The organism is Castellaniella sp., assembly GCF_034675905.1.
GTDB lineage: Bacteria > Pseudomonadota > Gammaproteobacteria > Burkholderiales > Burkholderiaceae_B > Castellaniella.
This window is the reverse complement of the sequence record NZ_JAUCCV010000010.1, coordinates 623,715-642,345: the sequence shown is the minus strand read 5'-3', so window position 1 is coordinate 642,345 and position 18,631 is coordinate 623,715. Positions and strand designations below refer to the sequence as shown.

At 66.7% G+C, this 18,631-nt stretch carries 12 protein-coding genes; all 12 read right to left on the bottom strand.

Going from position 1 to position 18,631, the window contains the following annotated elements:
* Positions 1 to 8 precede the first annotated feature (8 nt).
* The 12 genes from VDP79_RS13165 to VDP79_RS13110 all read right to left on the bottom strand — a co-directional run bounded on the left by VDP79_RS13165 (position 9) and on the right by VDP79_RS13110 (position 18,585).
* The gene (locus VDP79_RS13165) at positions 9 to 4,706 is read right to left on the bottom strand and encodes a glutamate synthase-related protein (protein WP_323018635.1); all 4,698 of its coding nucleotides are present in this window, start codon (positions 4,704 to 4,706) and stop codon (positions 9 to 11) included.
* 236 nt (positions 4,707 to 4,942) lie between these two features.
* Entirely contained in the window at positions 4,943 to 5,773 is an 831-nt protein-coding gene (gene dhbA / locus VDP79_RS13160) for a 2,3-dihydro-2,3-dihydroxybenzoate dehydrogenase (RefSeq protein WP_323018634.1), read from the bottom strand.
* The gene (locus VDP79_RS13155) at positions 5,770 to 6,444 is read right to left on the bottom strand and encodes an isochorismatase family protein (protein ID WP_323018633.1); all 675 of its coding nucleotides are present in this window, start codon (positions 6,442 to 6,444) and stop codon (positions 5,770 to 5,772) included. The genes dhbA and VDP79_RS13155 overlap by 4 nt, the downstream gene beginning before the upstream one ends.
* Complete coding sequence (locus VDP79_RS13150; protein ID WP_323018632.1) at positions 6,441 to 7,601, bottom strand: isochorismate synthase; 1,161 nt, start codon at positions 7,599 to 7,601, stop codon at positions 6,441 to 6,443. Before VDP79_RS13150 ends, VDP79_RS13155 begins: the two co-directional genes overlap by 4 nt.
* Before the next feature lie 8 nt (positions 7,602 to 7,609).
* Complete coding sequence (locus VDP79_RS13145; RefSeq protein ID WP_323018631.1) at positions 7,610 to 8,731, bottom strand: YncE family protein; 1,122 nt, start codon at positions 8,729 to 8,731, stop codon at positions 7,610 to 7,612.
* The gene (locus tag VDP79_RS13140; protein WP_323018630.1) at positions 8,728 to 12,744 is read right to left on the bottom strand and encodes an amino acid adenylation domain-containing protein; all 4,017 of its coding nucleotides are present in this window, start codon (positions 12,742 to 12,744) and stop codon (positions 8,728 to 8,730) included. Before VDP79_RS13140 ends, VDP79_RS13145 begins: the two co-directional genes overlap by 4 nt.
* A complete protein-coding gene (locus VDP79_RS13135) occupies positions 12,741 to 12,995 on the bottom strand; it encodes a phosphopantetheine-binding protein (protein WP_323018629.1) in 255 nt (84 codons plus the stop codon). The genes VDP79_RS13140 and VDP79_RS13135 overlap by 4 nt, the downstream gene beginning before the upstream one ends.
* Complete coding sequence (locus VDP79_RS13130; RefSeq protein WP_323018628.1) at positions 12,992 to 14,677, bottom strand: (2,3-dihydroxybenzoyl)adenylate synthase; 1,686 nt, start codon at positions 14,675 to 14,677, stop codon at positions 12,992 to 12,994. Before VDP79_RS13130 ends, VDP79_RS13135 begins: the two co-directional genes overlap by 4 nt.
* Positions 14,678 to 14,767: 90 nt before the next feature.
* On the bottom strand, positions 14,768 to 15,469 hold the full coding sequence (locus tag VDP79_RS13125; protein WP_323018627.1) for a hypothetical protein: 702 nt from the start codon (positions 15,467 to 15,469) through the stop codon (positions 14,768 to 14,770).
* 35 nt (positions 15,470 to 15,504) lie between these two features.
* Positions 15,505 to 16,692, bottom strand: a complete 1,188-nt coding sequence (locus VDP79_RS13120; RefSeq protein WP_323018626.1) for an ABC transporter substrate-binding protein — start codon at positions 16,690 to 16,692, stop codon at positions 15,505 to 15,507.
* A gap of 36 nt (positions 16,693 to 16,728) precedes the next feature.
* Complete coding sequence (locus tag VDP79_RS13115; protein ID WP_323018625.1) at positions 16,729 to 17,511, bottom strand: ABC transporter ATP-binding protein; 783 nt, start codon at positions 17,509 to 17,511, stop codon at positions 16,729 to 16,731.
* Between the two features lie 18 nt (positions 17,512 to 17,529).
* On the bottom strand, positions 17,530 to 18,585 hold the full coding sequence (locus tag VDP79_RS13110) for an iron ABC transporter permease (protein WP_323018624.1): 1,056 nt from the start codon (positions 18,583 to 18,585) through the stop codon (positions 17,530 to 17,532).
* Positions 18,586 to 18,631: the final 46 nt, after the last annotated feature.

Below are 18,631 nucleotides of genomic sequence, written 5' to 3'. Positions count from 1 at the left end.
GTATTCCTTCAGGCAGCCAGGCTGCGGGCCTGGGCGGCTTGCCACAGTTCGCCCAGTGCGCGGCGGTATTCGGTCGGGGTGACTTTGACAAAGGCGCGGCGGGCCTGATTCCAGTCGTCCAGGATTTCCCGGGCGCGGAAACTGCCGGTGTGGCGGAAATGGTTTTCCACCAGACGGCGCACGATGGTTTCGTCGGTCTCGCGGTCGCTGTCGCGGCTCTGGTGATGCCAGAACTGGACCTCGCCCGCCTGTTGCTGGGCCTGGTGCGTGCTCATGGGGTCGAGCTGCACCATGTCCGGGTTGCAGCGCCGGGTAAAGATGTGTTCCGGATCCCAGACGTAGGCGACGCCGCCGGACATGCCGGCTGCGAAGTTGCGCCCGGTTTCGCCCAGGACGACGACGGTGCCGCCGGTCATGTATTCGCAGCCATGGTCGCCGGTGCCTTCGACAACCGTGACGGCGCCGGAATTGCGCACGGCGAAACGTTCACCGGCCACGCCGTTGAAATAGGCCTCGCCGCCGGTCGCGCCATACAGCACGGTGTTGCCGGCGATGATGTGATCCGGCCCGAAACCCCGGAAATCATTGGGGGAACGCACGATCAGATGTCCGCCGGACAGGCCCTTGCCGACGTAGTCGTTGGCTTCGCCCACCAGATCCAGCGTGATGCCGTGGGCGAGGAATGCGCCAAAGCTCTGGCCCGCCGCCCCGTTGCATTGGATGTGGATGGTGTCGTCGGGCAGGCCTTCGTGGCCGTAGCGCCGGGCGACTTCACCCGACAGCATGGCGCCGATGGTGCGGTTGCGGTTGCGTACCGGCGTGATGAAAGAGACCTTTTCCCCACGCTCCAGGGCGGCCTTGCTGCGGTCGATCAGCTGGTGGTCCAGGGCGTGGTCCAGGCCGTGATCCTGGCTGTCGGTGTGGCGCACGGGATCGTTGGTCGGCACTTGATGGAAGATGCGGCTGAAATCCAGGCCGTGAGCCTTCCAGTGGCTGATGCCCTTGCGCATGTCCAGCAGGTCCACCCGTCCGATCAGCTCGTCAAAGGTACGGATGCCCAGTTGCGCCATGATTTCACGGACTTCTTCGGCGACGAAGAAGAAATAATTCACCACGTATTCCGGCTTGCCGTTGAATTTCTTGCGCAGCGTCGGGTCCTGGGTCGCCACGCCTGTCGGGCAGGTGTTCAGGTGGCATTTGCGCATCATGACGCAGCCTTCGACGATCAGCGGCGCGGTGGCAAAGCCGACTTCGTCGGCGCCCAGCATGGCGGCGATCGCCACGTCGCGGCCGGTCTTCATCTGGCCGTCCGCCTGCACGCGGATGCGGCTGCGCAGGCGGTTGAGCACCAGCGTCTGCTGGGTTTCGGCCAGCCCCAGTTCCCAGGGGATGCCGGCGTGCTTGATGGACGAAACGGGGGATGCGCCGGTGCCGCCATCGTGGCCGGCGATCACGACGTGGTCCGCCTTGGCTTTGGCGACGCCGGTGGCGACGGTGCCCACGCCGACTTCGGCCACCAGCTTCACGGAAATGGAGGCGCGGTCGTTGACGTTCTTCAGGTCGTGGATCAGCTGGGCCAGGTCTTCGATGGAATAGATGTCGTGATGCGGCGGGGGCGAGATCAGGCCCACGCCCGGCACGGAATAACGCAGCTGGGCGATATAGTCGGTGACTTTGTGGCCCGGCAGTTGGCCGCCTTCGCCCGGTTTGGCGCCTTGGGCCATCTTGATCTGGATCTGGTCGGCGCTGCACAGGTATTCAGCCGTGACGCCGAAGCGCCCGGATGCCACCTGCTTGATGCGCGAGCGCAGCGAGTCGCCGGCCGCCAGCGGGATGTCGGCCACGATGCGGTCCTTGCCCAGGACCGAGGCGATCGTGTCACCCTTGCGCACGGTGGGCTTGCCGGCGCGCATTTCGTCGCGGTAGCGCAGGGCGTCTTCGCCGCCTTCACCGGTATTGGATTTGCCGCCGATGCGGTTCATGGCCACGGCCAGCGTGGTGTGGGCTTCGGTGGAAATCGAACCCAGCGACATGGCGCCGGAGGCAAATCGCTTGACGATTTCCTTGGCAGGTTCGACTTCGGACAGGGGAATAGCCTGGGCGGGGTCCACGCGGAACTCGAACAGGCCGCGCAGCGTCATGTGGCGGCGCGACTGGTCGTTGATGAGCTGGGCGTATTCCTTGAAGGTGGAATAGTTGTTGGCGCGGGTCGCGTGCTGCAGTTTGGCGATGGAGTCCGGCGTCCACAGGTGCTCTTCGCCGCGGATGCGAAAGGCGTATTCGCCGCCTTCGCTCAGGCGGTCGGCCAGGACGGGGTTGTTGCTGAAGGCCGCCTGATGCGTGCGCAGGGCTTCTTCCGCCACCTGGAAGATGTCGATGCCTTCGATGTTGCTGGGCGTGCCGGTAAAGTACTTTTTCACCAAGCTGCTATGCAGGCCGACGGCCTCGAAGATCTGCGCCCCGGTGTAGGACATATAGGTCGAGATGCCCATTTTGGACATGACCTTTTTCAAGCCCTTGCCGATGGCCTTGATGTAATTTTCCGTGGCGTGGGGGATCTTGGATTCCAGTGCGGTGAGGGTCTCCAGGGCCAGCCAGGGGTGCACGGCTTCGGCGCCGTAGCCGGCCAGCAGCGCGAAATGGTGGGTTTCGCGCGCCGATCCGGTTTCCACGATCAAGCCGGTCTTGGTGCGCAGGCCGGCGCGGATCAGATGCTGGTGGATGGCGGATGTCGCCAGCAGCGCCGGGATGGCGACGTGGTCGGCATCGACCTTGCGGTCGCTCAGCAGCAGGATGTTGTCGCCGCTGCGCACGGCGTCGGCAGCGGTGGCGCACAGGGACGCCAGACAGGCTTCGATGCCTTCGCGGCCCCAGGCGACCGGATAGCTGATGTCCAGTTCGCAGCAGCGGAATTTGTCATTGGTTTGGCGGCTGATGTGACGCAGTTGCGCCATCGCGGCCTGATCCAGCACCGGCTGGCTGATTTCCAGGCGCAGGGGCGGATTGACGTTGTTGATGTCCAGCAGATTGGGCTTGGGGCCGATGAAGGACACCAGCGACATGACCAGCTGTTCGCGGATCGGGTCGATCGGCGGATTCGTGACCTGCGCGAATATCTGGCGGAAATAGTGATAGAAGGGCTTGGGCCGGTCCGACAGCACCGTCAGGGGCGCGTCGTTGCCCATGGATCCGATGGCCTCCTGGCCGGTCTCGGCCATGGGTTCCAGGATGAATTTGAAATCTTCTTGTGTCCAGCCGAAAGCCTGCTGACGGTCCAGCAGGCTGGCGCTGGGCGCAGGCAGATCATCGGCCTTCAGCGTCGGCAGGTCGTCGAGCTTCATGCGCAGGCGCTGGATCCATTGCGGATAGGGGTGCGCATTGGCCAGCTGTGATTTGATTTCCGCGTCTTCGATGATGCGGCCCTGCTGCAGGTCGATCAGCAGCATCTTGCCCGGCTGCAGGCGCCATTTCTTGATGATGCGGTGTTCGGGGATGGGCAGCGTGCCGGCTTCGGATGCCAGAATCACCATATTGTCGTCGGTGATCAGGTAGCGGGCGGGACGCAGGCCGTTGCGGTCCAGCGTGGCGCCGATCTGGCGGCCATCGGTAAAGGCCACGGCGGCCGGGCCGTCCCAGGGTTCCATCATGGCCGCATGGTATTCATAAAAGGCGCGGCGGGATTCGTCCATGTCGGCATGCTGTTCCCAGGCTTCGGGAATCATGATCATCATGGCGTGCGCCAGGGAATAGCCGGACATGACCAGCAGTTCCAGGCAGTTGTCGAAAGTCGCTGTGTCCGACTGGCCTTCGTAGACGATGGGGTAGAGCTTGCTGAGATCATCGCCCAGCACGGCAGAGGTCATCACGCCTTCGCGCGCCCGCAGCCAGTTGAAATTGCCTTTGACCGTATTGATTTCGCCATTGTGCGCAATCATGCGGTACGGGTGCGCCAGGGGCCAGGCGGGGAAAGTGTTGGTGGAAAAGCGCTGGTGCACCAGTGCCAGCGCGGAGGTCGCCCGCGTATCCGCCAGGTCGCGGTAGTACACGCCGACCTGGCTGGCCAGCAGCAGCCCTTTGTAGACTACGGTGCGCACCGAGATCGAGGGAACGAAATATTCTTGTCCGTGGGCCAGCTGCATGCGCTGAATGGCGTGGCTGGCGGTCTTGCGGATGACGTAGAGTTTGCGCTCCAGCGCGTCGGGCACCATGATGTCGGGGCCGCGGCCGATGAACAGTTGGCGGATGACGGGCTCACAGGCGCGCACCGTGGGCGACATGGCCATCTCGTGATCGATGGGCACGTCGCGCCAGCCCAGCACGACCTGGCCTTCGTCGCGTACGGCGCGTTCCAGTTCGCGTTCACAGGCTAGGCGGGATGCGGTTTCCTTGGGCAGAAAGACCATGGCGACGCCGTAGTCGTCCGGCGGCGGCAGGGTGACGCCCTGGCTGGCCATTTCTTCGCGGTACAGCTGATCCGGGATCTGGATCAGGATGCCGGCCCCGTCGCCCATCAGTTCGTCTGCTCCCACCGCGCCCCGGTGGTTCAGGTTTTCCAGGATCTTCAGCGCTTGCTGGATGATGGTGTGGGTTTTATGCCCTTCGATCTGGGCGACGAAACCGACGCCGCAGGCATCGTGTTCGTATTCGGGGCGGTAGAGACCCTGGGCGGCCGGCAGGCCGGGGAGACAGGAAACGGGGTGGGTCATGGCAGGACTCGCAAGACTGGATCGCAGATGCCACCGGGATGAGGTGGAATCAGGAAATTACGCTGACAAGTCCCTGCCGACAATAGGTTTTTATTTGATACGTCCCTATTTATAGGGCCTCTATATATTTGGATAATAAAATAGGGACATATCAAATTTAATGAAAAAAAGCGTGGTTTTGTTTTTACGAGAACATCACAACCGGGAAAACCCTGATGTGATGATCATCAGTATTCTTAGCCTTGATCGAGTGTGGCGCCGCCGTCGACGCGCAGATCGTGCAGGGTGATGTGGCTGGCCTGATCCGACAGCAGGAACAGCACCGCAGCGGCGATTTCCTCGGGGGTGGCGATCTTGTCCAAGGGGATGCCCAGTCGCCAGCGGGATGGGTCCCCCTGGATGACGGCGGCGCGGGAGCTGCCTTGGGCCCACATGGCCTGCTGCATCGCCGTATCCGTCGAACCCGGCGAGACGATGTTCACGCGGATGCCATACGGCGCCAGTTCCAGACCCAGGCAGCGGCTGAATTGGGTGACGGCCGCCTTGGAGGCGGCATAGGCGGCCATGCCGGCGCGAGGGGTGGCGGCGGCGTTGGAACTGACCGTCACGATGGCCCCGGCGCGGCGTTCGCGCAGGCGGCGGGCGACGGCGCGGCACACGTGAAAGACCCCCGTGGCATTGACGTCGAAGCAATGCTGCCATTGCGCGTCATCCAGGTCGACGACTTCGCCCATTTCCAGGATGCCGGCGACGCTGGCCAGGCCGTCCAAAGGCCCCAGCGCGGCTTGTGCCTTTGCGACGACCTGCTCTACCTGGGCGGAATCGCGGACATCCAGGCGGGCTGTCCATAGGTGTCCGCTGGCATCCTCCAGTCTGCTCGAGGCGGCGCGGTGCGGCGCCTGGGCATGCAGGCGCTGCAGGCCTGTCTCGTCCAGATCGACGGCGGATACGCGGGCGCCCTGGGCCAGCAGCTGCCGGGCGACGGCAGCGCCGATGCCGCTGGCGGCGCCGGTGACCAGGATGTGGCGGTCTTGAAAAGCCGGGCGGGTAGCGGGCTGCGTGTTCATGCCATGGCGTCCTGTGAGGGTGATAGCGAAGCGCTGCCGGCCAGTGCGGCCAGGGTCTCGTCCATGGTCAGGCTGGCGCCGCAGCGGCGCGAGACATAGGTGACGGCCATCTGGTGTTCCGCCGGGCTGAAATCGGCGCAGGCGTCGATGACCAGAAAGGGCTGCACGTCTTGCATGAAGGCTTCCAGGGCGGTGCTCAGGCAGCCGATGTGCGCATAGACGCCGGTGATGATCAGTTGGTCGCGGCCCAGGCCCGTCAGTCGGGCGCGCAGGTCGGATCGCTGGAATGCGCTGTAGCGCCATTTTGTCAGCACGGTATCCTGCGGCCGAGGGCTCAGGCCGGCGACGATACCAGCGCCCGCCTGTTGTTCAGGGGCGGTCAGGCCGGGTCCCCAGAAATCATTGAGCAGCGCCCGGTCGGCTGCAGGCTGCACCGGGGGTTGCGCGGTGTAGAACACCGGGATGCCCAGCGTATCGCAGTGCGTGCGCAGGCGGCCGATGGCTGCGATCAGTGCGGGGATGGGCGCTTGCCGCACATCGTATTTGCCCAGAAAATAATCCTGCATGTCGTGGATCAGCAGCGCCGCGCGGCGGGCATCGGGCCGCCAGCCCACCCGGTTGCTCACCGGGGCGGTCGGCATGTCGTAGGGCGCCAGGGAAGGGATGCTCATGGGGCGGACTCCAGGCCCAGCGCGTCCAGGATGGTGCGCAGCTTGTTGCCGGTTTCGATCCGTTCCTGTTCGGGGACCGAGCCGGGGACGATGCCGGCGCCGGCATACAGGGTCAATGCCTGGCCGGCTGTCTGGGCGCAGCGGATGGCGACGGACCAGATGCCGTCGCCCTGGGCATCGCACCAGCCGACAGCGCCTGCGAAATAGCCGCGTTCGAACGGCTCGATGTCAGCGATAGCTCGCCGTGCGTCAGCGGTGGGCAGACCGCAGACGGCGGGGGTGGGGTGCAGGGCGATTGCCAGATCCAGGGCGGTCAGGTCAGGGTCGGCCAATTCGCCAGTGATCGGGGTACCCAGATGCCAGAGTCGCGCCGTCGATGTCAGGCCGGGCCGCACCGGGATATCCAGGGTGCGGCATAGCGGGCGCAGGGCGGCATCGATCGCTTCGACCACTACGGCATGTTCGCGCAAGTCCTTGGGTGAACTGAGCAGGGCCTGGGCCTGGCGAGCATCGGATGGCGCATCGGGGAGCCGTGCCGCCGTCCCGGCCAGGGGGTGTACATAAATCTGGCGGCCGCGGCGCTGCACCAGCAGTTCCGGGCTGGCGCCGACGAAATAACTGCCGCCGGCTGCGTCCAGGGGCATGGCGTAGGTATAGCCATGTGGGTTGCTTTGCCACAGGCGGCCGATCAGGCGGGGGAGATCGACCGCCTGGCCCAGTTCCAGCTGCAGCGTGCGGGCCAGCACCAGTTTGCGCAGCGCGGGTTCGCGCGCCAGGCGCGCCAAGGCGTCGCGCACGCCTTGTTCGTATTGAGCGCCCGAGGGGTGTTCGCGGGTATGCAGGATGGCCGTCTGGGCGATGTCCGGCTGCTGCTGCGGGGCCTGCATCCGGTGCAATGCCCTGGGGATCATCAACTGCGCGGGGCGGGCGGTATCGTAGGGCAGCAGTCCCAGCAAGACGGGCGCCGCGACGGTGTCGGATGCTTCTTGCAGCAGGCCGGCGGCGCGGGCGCCCAGCCGGTCTTGCGTCTCGGCGCGCAGCAGGCAGCCGCGCCCGTGAAACACGCCGCCGTGCGAGGCGAACAGACTATCGCCGGGCAGGAAATCGGCCAGCGTGGTCGGTTCGGCGTCCTGGCCGGGGGTGAGTCGGGTCAGCATATCCATGATCAGCGGCGGGCTTCGATGCGGATCAGCCGGTCATTGCGCGGATCGTTCTTGCTTTTCTTGATCAGCGCCCAGGCCGTACCTTGCGAGTCGATGGTGATGTGGTTGGGGGCGGAACCGGTCGCGATCTGCGCCTGGATGAGGCCGGCGTCGTTCAGCACGGTCACCGTGCCTGCTCCCCGATTGGCCACGTAGGCCAGGCGGTGCAGCGGGTCGAACACCACATTCAGGGCGCCTGCGCCGGTCGCTGCCTGTTGCAGCACGCGGCCATCCTGTGCGTCCAGCACCGTGACGTTGCCAGACTTCTGCGCCGCCACATAGATGCGCTGTGTCTGACTGTCCACGGCGATACCCGAAGCGCCTTGTGCGCCCGGGACCGCATAGCGGGCGAGCTGGCGGTTGCTGGCCGTGTCGATGACAAAGGCTTCGGCCGTATTCAGGCTGACGGCGTACAGCCGTTGATGGGCGGCGTCCAGGGCCAGGCTCATCAGTTTGGGGGCATCACCCGCGCCGTTCAGGGTGATGCCGGGCAGGACTTGCAGCGTGGCCGTATCGAATACGTAAATCGTATTGCTGGCGGGCGAAGACACATAGGCGCGGTTGTGCTCGGCGTCGATCAGCGCGTCGCGGGCATGCGGCGTGGTGTTGTCGGGGAATTGCTTGACCAGGGCCAGATCCGATTGACGGTAGACGGCAACGGAACCGCTGCGGGTATTGGTGGTCCAGATCTGTCCATGCGCGTCGTCTGCGGCGATGCCATAGGTCGCCTGGACCTGTCCGTCCTGGCGACTGGCTTGCGGCGCGGGCGTGATCAGGGCGTCGATGCGCAGGGTGGCGGGGTCGACTTTCAGCAACCGGGATTCGCGTACGGGCGGGCGCCCCACGGCGCTGGCGACGTACAGGCGCTGCGTGCGCGTGCTGTAGGCGCTTTGGTACAGGCCGGGCGTCAGGTCGACGGCCTGCGCCTGGAACGTCCATTCGGGGGCGGCGCTGGCAGCTGCAGGTGCTGCAGGAGCGCTTGCCTGGTGGGTGGCGCAGCCGGCCATCAGACCCAGGATGGCGCCAGCCAGGGCGAGTCTTGTGCTGCGGCGCAGCAGGCGGCTGGGGGTCGGGTTCAACATCATGCGGTTTCCTCTTTCAATGACAGGTCGCTCAGTGCGGATGTCGTCGGCGAACCGTCGGCGGCGATCAGGCTGGCGTTCAGAATGGGGGCGATGCGGGCGACGGCATCGATGCCGGGCAGCGCTGCGTGGGTGGCGGGGATGGGGTGGATCGTCAGGCTGTCGACATGGGCGTCCCAGGATCGCGGGTCCAGGCCGGAATCGCTGTGATCCAGGGCCGCCTGGAAGTGCAGCACGGCGCCGGCGTAATGGGCGTGCCGGTGGCGGCGCACCAGGCGGTTGGTATGGCCGACCGTGTCGAAGACCGCATCCAGCCGGGCGTCCGACAGTTCGCCCAGCGGGTGGCCTTCGGCACGCAGAAAGGCGATGACGCCCGTGCGATTCAGGCGATCCGGCGGCAGCGCCTGCGGGTCAGCGCCGGCGATGTGCAGCAGCGCTTTGTAGAGGTCTTCGGGCGCGGGTTCAGGCTGATCACGCCAGATGTCGCAAGGGTAGGCGTCCAGCAGCGCGACGGCGCCGATGGTCTGGCCGCGCCGCTGCAGTTCGGCAGCGACGGCATGCGCCAGGATGCCGCCCACGGACCAACCCGCCAGATGGTAAGGGCCGTGGTCCTGCAGCGACTGCAGCAGATCGGCATAGTCGTGCGCCAGATCCGCCAGACTGGCCGCCGGGATGCCGCCGTCCAGGGACAGCGCGCGCGCCTGGATACCGTGGACTGTGCGCGGGGCCGCCAGGGCGCGGGCCAAGGCGCCGTAGCACCAGGACAGACCGCCTGCCGGGTGCAGGCAGAACAAGGCGGGCCGGCCAGGGGCTTCCCGCAAGGTCACGACGGGGCCGAAGCCGTGGTGCGCCGGATCGGCGGGATGGGTCGGCCGCGCGTCCAGATGCGCGGCCAGCCGTGCGACGGTCGGGTGCTGGAAGATGGTGCCCAGCGAGAGTTCATGTGTGCCGCGCAATTGCAGAGCCAGCCGCGCCGCCAGCAGGGAATGTCCACCCAGGGCGAAGAAATCAGCTTCCGCGGATGGCGCGGCAGGCAGGTCCAGGACCGTGCGAAAGGCCTCGGCGACCTGCCGTTCGGTGACGGTGTGCGGACGCCGGCCCGTGTCCCGCTGCGTCTGGACGGGGGCGGGCAGCGCCTTGCGATCCAGCTTGCCGTTGGCCGTGACCGGCAACGCGGGCAGAAAGAGCCAGGCGGAAGGCACCATGTAATCCGGCAGCTTCGCCGCCGCGTACGCGGTCAGGGCATCCGTATCCATATCCGGCAAGTGGCCGGGTTCCGCCACCAGATAGGCGGCCAACAGTGCGTGGCCGGGCTGATCCTCGCGGGCCAGGACGGCGACTTGGGCGATCTCTGGGCGGGCGCTCAGGACCGCCTCGATCTCGCCCAGTTCGATGCGCTGACCGCGCAGTTTGACCTGGTGGTCCAGCCGTCCCAGATAGATGATGGCGCCGTCTGTGCGGCGCGTGGCCAGATCGCCGGTGGCGTACAGCCGCTCGTCGGACAGGTGCGCCGGCGCGGGGATGAAGCGTTCTGCAGTCAAGTCCGGTCGGCCCAGGTAGCCGATGGCTAGTTGCCGCCCGCCCAGGTACAGCTGCCCCGGCGTGCCGGGAGGCGTTGGGCGCAGCAGCGTATCCAGCACGTGCAGATGGGTGTTCCAGACCGGCCAGCCGATGGGAACGGGCTGGCTGTCGTCATCGGCCTGGGCGGACCAGTACGAGACGTCGACCGCGGCTTCGGTGGGGCCGTACAGATTGTGCAGTTCAGCTCGGATCGTACGGTGGAAGCGGTCGCGCAGTGCGGCGGGCAGGGCTTCCCCGCTGCAGAATACCAGCCGCATCTGCAGCCCTTGGGCGTCGGGGTCTTCCAGGATGGCGGCCAGCATGGATGGCACGAAATGCAGCACGGTGATGGCCTGCGAGCGGACCAGGCGGCATAGCCAGGCCGGATCGCGGTGCGCATCGGGTGGTGCAACCACCAGGCGCGCGCCACTGAGAAACGGCAGGAACAGTTCCCAGACGGAGACGTCAAAGGTGGCTGGCGTCTTTTGCAGGATGCGGTCGTCCGGCCCGACCGCGTAGTGTTCCCGCATCCATTCCAGGCGGTTGACGATGGCGGCATGCGGCACGATGACGCCTTTTGGCATGCCGGTGGAGCCAGAGGTATAGATGACGTAGGCCGGGTCTTCGGGGCCGGCCTGAGGCGCGTGGTTCTGGTCTGGCGCTTTTGCCGCGCGGCTCAGCTCGGACAGCGTCAGTGCTTGGGTCGGCAGATCGTCGCATAAAGCGGCCGGCCCGATCAGGGCGCAGGCCTGCGCATCCTGCAGGATCTGCCGCAGGCGGGCAGGCGGCTGGCCGGAGTCCAGTGGCAGATAGGCCGCGCCGCTGCGCAGAATGGCCAGCAGGCACAGGACGCGTTCGGCGGATCGCGGCAGCGCGACGGCAACGCGCGCGCCCGGTTGGGCGCCTGCGGCTCGTAAATGCCTGGCGGCGTTATCGGTCCAGGCGTCGATGTCGGCGTAGGTCCAGGCGCGGGCGCCGTCCCTGGCGTCGCTCAGGCCGGTGTGGTTGGGGGACTGCTGCAGCCGGTTGTGGATGCGCGACCACAGCGTGCCATCCGGCGCCGGATGGCGGGTGCGATTGGGGGCCAACACCCAGCGTTCGTGTTCAGCCGGTGTCAGCGTGGGGACATCCGCCAGTTTTGGGGTGTTCAGTGCAGCCGCCAGAAAGACGGTCAGACGGTGCAGATGCGTCTGCACCTGGTCCGCCGTATACAGCGTTGGATTGGCTTCGATCTCGATGCGCAGGCCGCCACCATCGGGGGCGGCGCGAAAGCTGAGGGTCAGGTCTTCGACCGGCCCTGTGCACAGCACCGTCTGCGAGGCGTCCAGGCCAGCCGCTGCATAGGGGGCGTCGAAGGGCAGCACATTCAGGATGGGGCCGTGCAGGCGCGGCAGTCCGCCGGGCAGCATCAGGTCGCGGCGCAGGTGTTCGGCGCGATAGCGGCTGTGGCGCCGCAGACGGCGCAGGTCGCGGGCGGCGTCCATCAGCAGGTCGGCCAGTGGCGCGGTTTCGTCCAGCGTGCAGACCCAGGGCAGCACGTTCATCACAGTGGCGACGGCGCGGGCGCTGCAACTGCCCAGGCGGCCCATCGCGGGAACCCCCACGATGCAGTCGGCGGGGCCCAGGTGGCGTGCCACATAGGCTGCGCCCAAAGTCGTCAGGATGTCGGGCCAGCTGATGTCGGTATCGGCCTCCAATGCTTGTAAGGCGCTGATCAGATCTGGAGGCGCCGCCTGTTCCCGGCGCAGGCAGCGGGCGGCGCTGAGCGCAGCGCCGAGGCTCAGGCTGGCCGCCGGCATGCGGCCCTCGCCGTGCGAACGCCAGAATGCGCGCGCCCGGATGCGGGCATCACTGGCCCGCCAGGCCTGATCCTCGGCCCAGACGGGCGTCAACGGCGCCAGCGGCGGGTCCGCCGGGGCGGCGGCATCCGAGCCCCGCGCATCGTACAGACGGATGGCGCGGCGTTCGATCAGGGCCATGCCATAGCCATCGGCGGCCAGATGGTGGACGCGTTGATACCACAGGGACAGTTCGGGACCGCACAGGAACAGGATCTGGCGCGACAGGGCGTCGCGCAGCGGATCGACGGGGCGTTCCAGATCTGCCCGGATCCAGGCCCAGGCCTGTTCCTGCGCACGGGGCTCGCCGGCTGGGCGCAGGTCGCGGATTTCCAGGCGCGGCGCCCGTGCCGGATCCAGGGCCTGTACCGGGCCATCGGGGTGTTCCGCAAAACGCAGCGACAGGGACTGCGCTTCGGCCAGCGTCTGATCGACGGCGCGCGCAAAGCGCGGCACATCCAGGGCGCTGTGCAGCGTCGTGCAGTGCGCCGGATTGAAAATCGGGTTGGCGGGGTCCAGACGCTGCGCGTACCACAGGCCTTCCTGGGCTTCGGTCAGCGGCGCCCATGCCGGGTCGGCCGCATCGGGTACGAAGGGCGTCTCGGAGGCCGGTTTCATGGGCGGTCGGTCGTGCTCTGGCCAGCGGTGCGGGAGACCAGTGCCCACCACTGGGCCAGCGTGGCTGCGACGGCCAGATCGGCGAATTCCACCGCCGCGCCCGCCTCGCGCCACTGGGATGCCAGTTTCATAAGCCGCATGGAATCCAGGCCCAGGTCCATCAGGTTGTCGTCGTCCCGGATGTCTTCGGGGGTTTCATGCAAGATGCGGGCGATGTCGGCGCGCATGCGGTCCAAGGTCAGGGTGCTCATGAGTGGGATGACAATGATGACGGGGAATCCTGCCGGGCGGCTTCTTGCGCCAGCAGTTGGGTGCGTAGTTCGGCGCGCAGGGCCTTGCGGCTGATCTTCAGGGCGGCGGTCGAGGCGAAGTGCGTGACAAAGACGATCTGATCGGGCACTTTGAAATCGGCGATGCCGCGTCCGCGTATCCATTTTTTCAGGTCGGCGGTACGCGGCTTGTCGCCTTTGGGGATGATGAAAGCGCAGCTGCGTTCACCCAGGTATTCGTCCGGCACGGAAACGACGGCGGCATCGAAGACCTGGGGGTGCGACAGCAGATAGTCCTCGATTTCCTCGGCCGAAATTTTTTCCCCCGCCCGGTTGATGTGGTCGCCCGCGCGGCCCTGGACTTCCAGATAGCCTTCGGGCGTCATGCGCACCACGTCGCCGGTTCGGTAGTAGCCGTCTTCGGTGAAGGATCGGGCATTGGCCGCAGGGTTATTGTGGTAGGCGCGGATGGTGTACGGCCCGCGCGTCAGCAGGTGGCCGGGTTCGCCGGGGGCGACGGGGCGGCCCGCGTCGTCCAGGATCAGGATTTCGTCGTCGGGGCTGATGGGACGGCCCTGCGTGCGGATGATCCGGTCATCGGGGTCGTCCAGCCGTGTGTAATTCACCAGGCCTTCGGCCATGCCGAACACCTGTTGCAGCGTGGCGCCCAAGACGGGCCGCACGCGCCGGGCGATTTCCGCCGAGAGTTTCGCGCCGCCGACCTGGATGACGCGCAGGCTGCTGAGGTCGTGTTTGGCGGCGGGCGCCAGATCCAGCCACTGCAGCAGCAGCGGCGGCACCAGGCTGGTGACGGTGACGCCTTCGCGTTCGATCAGCGCAAACGCGCTGTCGGGGTCGGGCGAGGGGCTGAGCACGACACAGCCGCCCGCGTAGAGCGTACCCAAGAATCCCGGCGAGCTCATGGGGAAGTTATGCGCAATCGGCAAGGCGCCCAGGAAAACGGATGCTGGCCCCAGGCCGCAGATGCGGGCGGATTCTCGCAAGGTGTAGATGTAGTCGTCGTGCGTGCGCGGGATCAGCTTCGACAGGCCGGTGCTGCCGCCGGAAATCTGCAGAAAGGCCACATCGGACCCCTGTGACACGGTGGCAGGGATGGCGCTGCCATCGGCGGCATACAGGGATTCCAGCGCGGAGAATGCCCCGGCGTCGCCGCTGATCCAGACCTGCTCGATAGCGGGACAGCGGCTGCGCAGGTCCTGGGCCAACGCACGGTAGTCAAAGCCGGCATGGGTGGCCGCCGCCACATAGGCGCGTGCCGCCGAACCCCTGGCGAAGTGTTCGACTTCCGTGATGCGGTGAGCGGGCAGCGCGTACACGGGGATCAGCCCGGCGCGAAACAGGCCCATCACCACGCTGATGAAATCCGGGATGTTGGGCAGGTGCACCAGCACGCGGTCGCCGCGCTGCAGGCCGGATTGCAGAAAGCCCGCAGCCAGGTTGGACGCCCGGTGATCCAGTTCCGCATAGGTCCAGCGCTGTGCGCCGCCGATCACGGCGAGGGCGTCCGGGTGTGTGGCGGCGCGTTCCCGCAGCCAGGCGCCGAAGGTTTCATTGCGCCAGTGGCCTGCCGCCCGGTAGCGCTGGGCCGTGTCAGCGGGCCAGATCTGGGTCGGGATGGGAGAGGGTAAATCGTTGATGCTCATGATAATGAGAATGATTATGTTCTTTAATTATAGAGAATTTTGCAGACGTCGGTCCAGCAGTGATCCAGCGGGTAATGATGGAAAGCGCGGTTAGGTGCTGGGTTCCGAGGCATCCAGCCAGGCGGCCAGATCCCACTGCGACAGCTGCCAGGCAGGGGTCGGGGCAGGCAGGCATAGGGCCGCGCAGTCCGTGGATGATGCCCATAGCAGCCGGACGTACAGGCCGTCTGTCGCGGGCGGTCCGGAGACGCTTCGCCAGCCATGGCCGCCTGCGTGCAGGCGTAATTGGCCCGGTGTGATCATCAGGCCCAGGCCGCAGGCCTTCAGGACGGCTTCGCGCTGGACCCATTCGGTGCAAAACGCCCGCGGGTCCAGATCGGGCGACCGGTCGGCAGCCCGGCGGCCCATGACCATCTGCAGCAAGGCGGCATCGATGGTGTCCGGGCAGGCCTCCACGTCCACGCCCAAGGGCTGCGGGCCGATGGCCGCCAGCACCTGATCGCCGCTGTGGGCGATGTTGAAATGCCAGACGGGCGCCGCACCGGCAAGGGCGCTCAGTTGCGGTTTGCCGTGGGGGCCGGTGTTCAGGGCAATGTGCGCGGGGGGCGCCCCCAAGCGCTGCGCCAGCAGGCGGCGCACCAGGGCTCGGCCCAGCAGGCTGCGCAGGCGGTCTTGGGGCCGGTGCAGGCGGGTGATCCAGTGCTGCTCCGCCTGCGGCAGATCTTGCCGCAGGCGCTGCGCCTGCGCCTCATCGGGCAGGCCGCGCAGGGCGACGATGCAGATGTCGGGCATGGTTTTAGGCTGCTATGCGGCGGCGTGCTGCCGCATCATGGCTGGGCCGGCAAATCCACCAGATAGGCGCCTTGCAGAGGGACCGCCAGGAATTGCGTGTTGATCTCGCGCAGCGTGTCAGCCGGGTTGATGTCCTGGAACCGGTCGGGGTGGATCCAGTGCGCCAGGGCCTCGATGAAGACCACGTGCAGCGGCGAATCGTTGAAGGCGTGCCAGATGCCATGGCTGTTGCCGGATCGCACGGCGGGCAGGGCGTCGAGATGGTTGGATTCGATCAGGCGCTTCAGGCTGGCGCGGGCTTGGTCCTCGTCCACGCCAGCGCCGATCGCCAGCCCCTTGGCGGCGCGGGAACCCGTGCCGGTCGCGACATAGACCTGTGGGGCGCTGGCGTTGATGTACTCGAAATTCAGTTTGCCGGTGGCGCTTTTCAGGACGCCGGCGCCGATATTGCGGCCCCCGGCGTAGCGGATCATTTCATTGAAGGTGCCCACGCCCGGCGAATTGCAGCAGTCCGTGCTGCCTGCGTGGGCGTGGACGAAGACGGGCGGGCGCTGGTCTTCCGGCAGGTCGGCCAGGCGCTGCGCGATCGCCTGCATGTGGCGTTCGTAGAAGCGGATGAACGCCTCGGACTGGGCGTCGCGGCCGATGGCACGGCCCAGCGCCCGCAGGCTGGGGACGGTGTTTTCCAGCGGGCGCATGAAAAAGTCGATCACGATGACCGGGACGTTGGCGGTTTCGAAGCGGCGGATGATGGGGGATTCGCTGGCTGTCTGGCCTGCTGTCAGACCGGCGAAGGATGCCGTCATCACCACTAGATCCGGGCGCAGCGCCAGTGCGCTTTCCACCGAGAACGAGTCCGCCGTGTGGCGCCCCACGACGGGCACTTTGGCCAGACTGGGAAAACGCTGCAAGGCGACCTGGTAGTCGGGCGCGAAAGAGGTTTTGAACTCGTCGGACCAGCCGGCCAGAATGGCGGCGGGGTCCGGTGTCAGCAGGGACAGCACCTGAAAGTGCCGCGCCTGGGCCAGGACCACGCGTTGGGCCGGGCCGGGCAGCGTGACGGTGCGGCCCAGAATATCCGTGACCTGGATGGGAGCGGCGGTGGCCGGCCCTGCCACCAGCGCCGCCAGTGTCAGCAGCAGGGCCGACAGCAGCGCGCGCAGGCCGCCGGTGCGGGTATGGAGAGCAGATGACGCTGCAGCGCGGGTATCCGGGAAAGACATGGGGATCGGGGGCGTGTTGATGAGAGGTTCAAAGGATCAGACGGAAGGAACGCACAGCCCGTCGATCAGGATGTGCCGCAGGCCGCGCGAACACGTTTCCACCCGGGCATCGACCTGATAGACCTGGGCCAACGCATCCGGCGTGATGACGGTATCGGGGCTGCCGTGGCCGACCAGTTCGCCCGCCTGGATCAGCAGGGCATCGTCGCTGCGCTGCAGGGCGATGTTCAGGTCATGCAGCACGATCAGCGTCGTCAGGCCGTGTTCCTGTGTTTCCTGGCGCAGCAGGTCCATGACATGGCATTGATAGTTCAGGTCCAGGGCCGACAGCGGTTCGTCCAGCAGCAGCAGGCGCGGGGTGCGGATCAGCGCCTGGGCCAGTCCGACCAGCTGTTTTTGTCCGCCGGACAACTCGTCCAGATAGTGCATTGCCAGGTGTTCGATGCCCAGCCGCGACAGCACATTCAGGATGCGTTGCGGGCTGGCGTCTTGCGCCTGCGGGGCCAGGTCGGATGCGCGGGCGGCCACCAACACGGACTCAAAGACCCGCAGATGCACCGATGCCGGCAGGGATTGCGGCAGATAGACGACCTGTTGCGCCCGGCGCTCGAAGGACAGGCGGGTCAGGTCCTGGCCATCCAGCAGCACTTGGCCGCCGGCTTTGAGCAGCCCGGCGATCGCCTTGAGCAGCGTGGACTTGCCGCTGCCATTGGGACCCAGCAGCGAGACCACCCGGCCCGGGGCCAAGGGGCCCGCCGTCAGGCGGCGGATGATGGGGCGATGGCCGTAGGCGACCGAGAGATCCTGGATCTGCAGCATGGTCAGGGGGTTTTCATGTCATTTCACCTGCCGGCGCAGGACGACGGACAGAAAAAACGGGACGCCGACCAGCGAGGTCACGATCCCCACCGGTACGATGATGCCCGGCACGATGTTTTTCGAGGCGATCGAGGCCAACGACAGAATCGTCCCGCCCACCAGGGCGCTGCCCGGCAGATAAAAGCGGTGATCCTCGCCGAACAGGCGCCGGGCGATGTGGGGGGCGATCAGGCCGACAAAACCGATGGTGCCGACGAAAGACACCGCCAGCGCCGCCAGGATGCTGATGCGCAGCAGCGCCGTCAGCCGCAGGCGCGGCACATCGATGCCGAAGCTGGCGGCGCGGTCCTCGCCCAGGCGCAGCGCCGTCAGCTTCCAGGTGTCGCGCAGCGACAGCGGCAGCAGCAGGGCGATCGCCAGCAGTAGCACGCCCAGCTTGGGCCAGGAGGACCGGGCCAGGCTGCCCATGGTCCAGAACACCAGCCCCTGCAGCGCCTCGGCGCTGGCGACGAACTGCACCAGCGACACGGCCGCATTGAAGGAAAACACCAGGGCGATGCCGAACAGGATCAGGCCGGATGTGCTCATGGCGCCCCAACGGGCGACCAGATCCAGCAGCAGCGCGGACACCAGGGCAAAGACAAAGGCGTTGGCCGCGACCATCCAGGATTGCGGCACGCCGGGCAGCGACAGCCCCAGGACGATGGCCAGCGAGGCGCCGAATGCCGCCGCTGACGAGATGCCCAGCGTAAACGGGCTGGCCAGCGGGTTGTTCAGGATGGTCTGCATTTCGCCGCCCGCCAGGCCCAGCGCCAGGCCCACGGCCACGGCCATCAGGGCATAGGGCAGGCGGATGTCCCAGACGATCACGCGGGTGGTCGGATCGGCCTGGGCAGGCTGGAACAGGGCGTGGCTGAGCTCGGCCCACCCCAGGCCGGAAGGTCCCAGTGTGAAGTCCGCCAGAATGGAGACCAGGATGATGCATCCCAGCAGGCCGACCAACAGCCAGCGGCGGCGCAGCAGATGCCGGTAGTTTTCCAGGGTGTCCGGCAGGGCGGCTTGAGAAGAGTTCATGAATGAGAAACGTTTACAATCGTGCCAGTATAGAGGATCAATGATG

Excerpts from the sequence above, each read along its gene's own strand:
- VDP79_RS13165 (WP_323018635.1), bottom strand. The coding sequence starts at position 4,706 with ATGACCCACCCCGTTTCCTGTCTCCCCGGCCTGCCGGCCGCCCAGGGT.
- dhbA (WP_323018634.1), bottom strand. The coding sequence starts at position 5,773 with ATGAACACGCAGCCCGCTACCCGCCCGGCTTTTCAAGACCGCCACATC.
- VDP79_RS13155 (WP_323018633.1), bottom strand. The coding sequence starts at position 6,444 with ATGAGCATCCCTTCCCTGGCGCCCTACGACATGCCGACCGCCCCGGTG.
- VDP79_RS13150 (WP_323018632.1), bottom strand. The coding sequence starts at position 7,601 with ATGCTGACCCGACTCACCCCCGGCCAGGACGCCGAACCGACCACGCTG.
- VDP79_RS13145 (WP_323018631.1), bottom strand. The coding sequence starts at position 8,731 with ATGATGTTGAACCCGACCCCCAGCCGCCTGCTGCGCCGCAGCACAAGA.
- VDP79_RS13140 (WP_323018630.1), bottom strand. The coding sequence starts at position 12,744 with ATGAAACCGGCCTCCGAGACGCCCTTCGTACCCGATGCGGCCGACCCG.
- VDP79_RS13135 (WP_323018629.1), bottom strand. The coding sequence starts at position 12,995 with ATGAGCACCCTGACCTTGGACCGCATGCGCGCCGACATCGCCCGCATC.
- VDP79_RS13130 (WP_323018628.1), bottom strand. The coding sequence starts at position 14,677 with ATGAGCATCAACGATTTACCCTCTCCCATCCCGACCCAGATCTGGCCC.
- VDP79_RS13125 (WP_323018627.1), bottom strand. The coding sequence starts at position 15,469 with ATGCCCGACATCTGCATCGTCGCCCTGCGCGGCCTGCCCGATGAGGCG.
- VDP79_RS13120 (WP_323018626.1), bottom strand. The coding sequence starts at position 16,692 with ATGTCTTTCCCGGATACCCGCGCTGCAGCGTCATCTGCTCTCCATACC.
- VDP79_RS13115 (WP_323018625.1), bottom strand. The coding sequence starts at position 17,511 with ATGCTGCAGATCCAGGATCTCTCGGTCGCCTACGGCCATCGCCCCATC.
- VDP79_RS13110 (WP_323018624.1), bottom strand. The coding sequence starts at position 18,585 with ATGAACTCTTCTCAAGCCGCCCTGCCGGACACCCTGGAAAACTACCGG.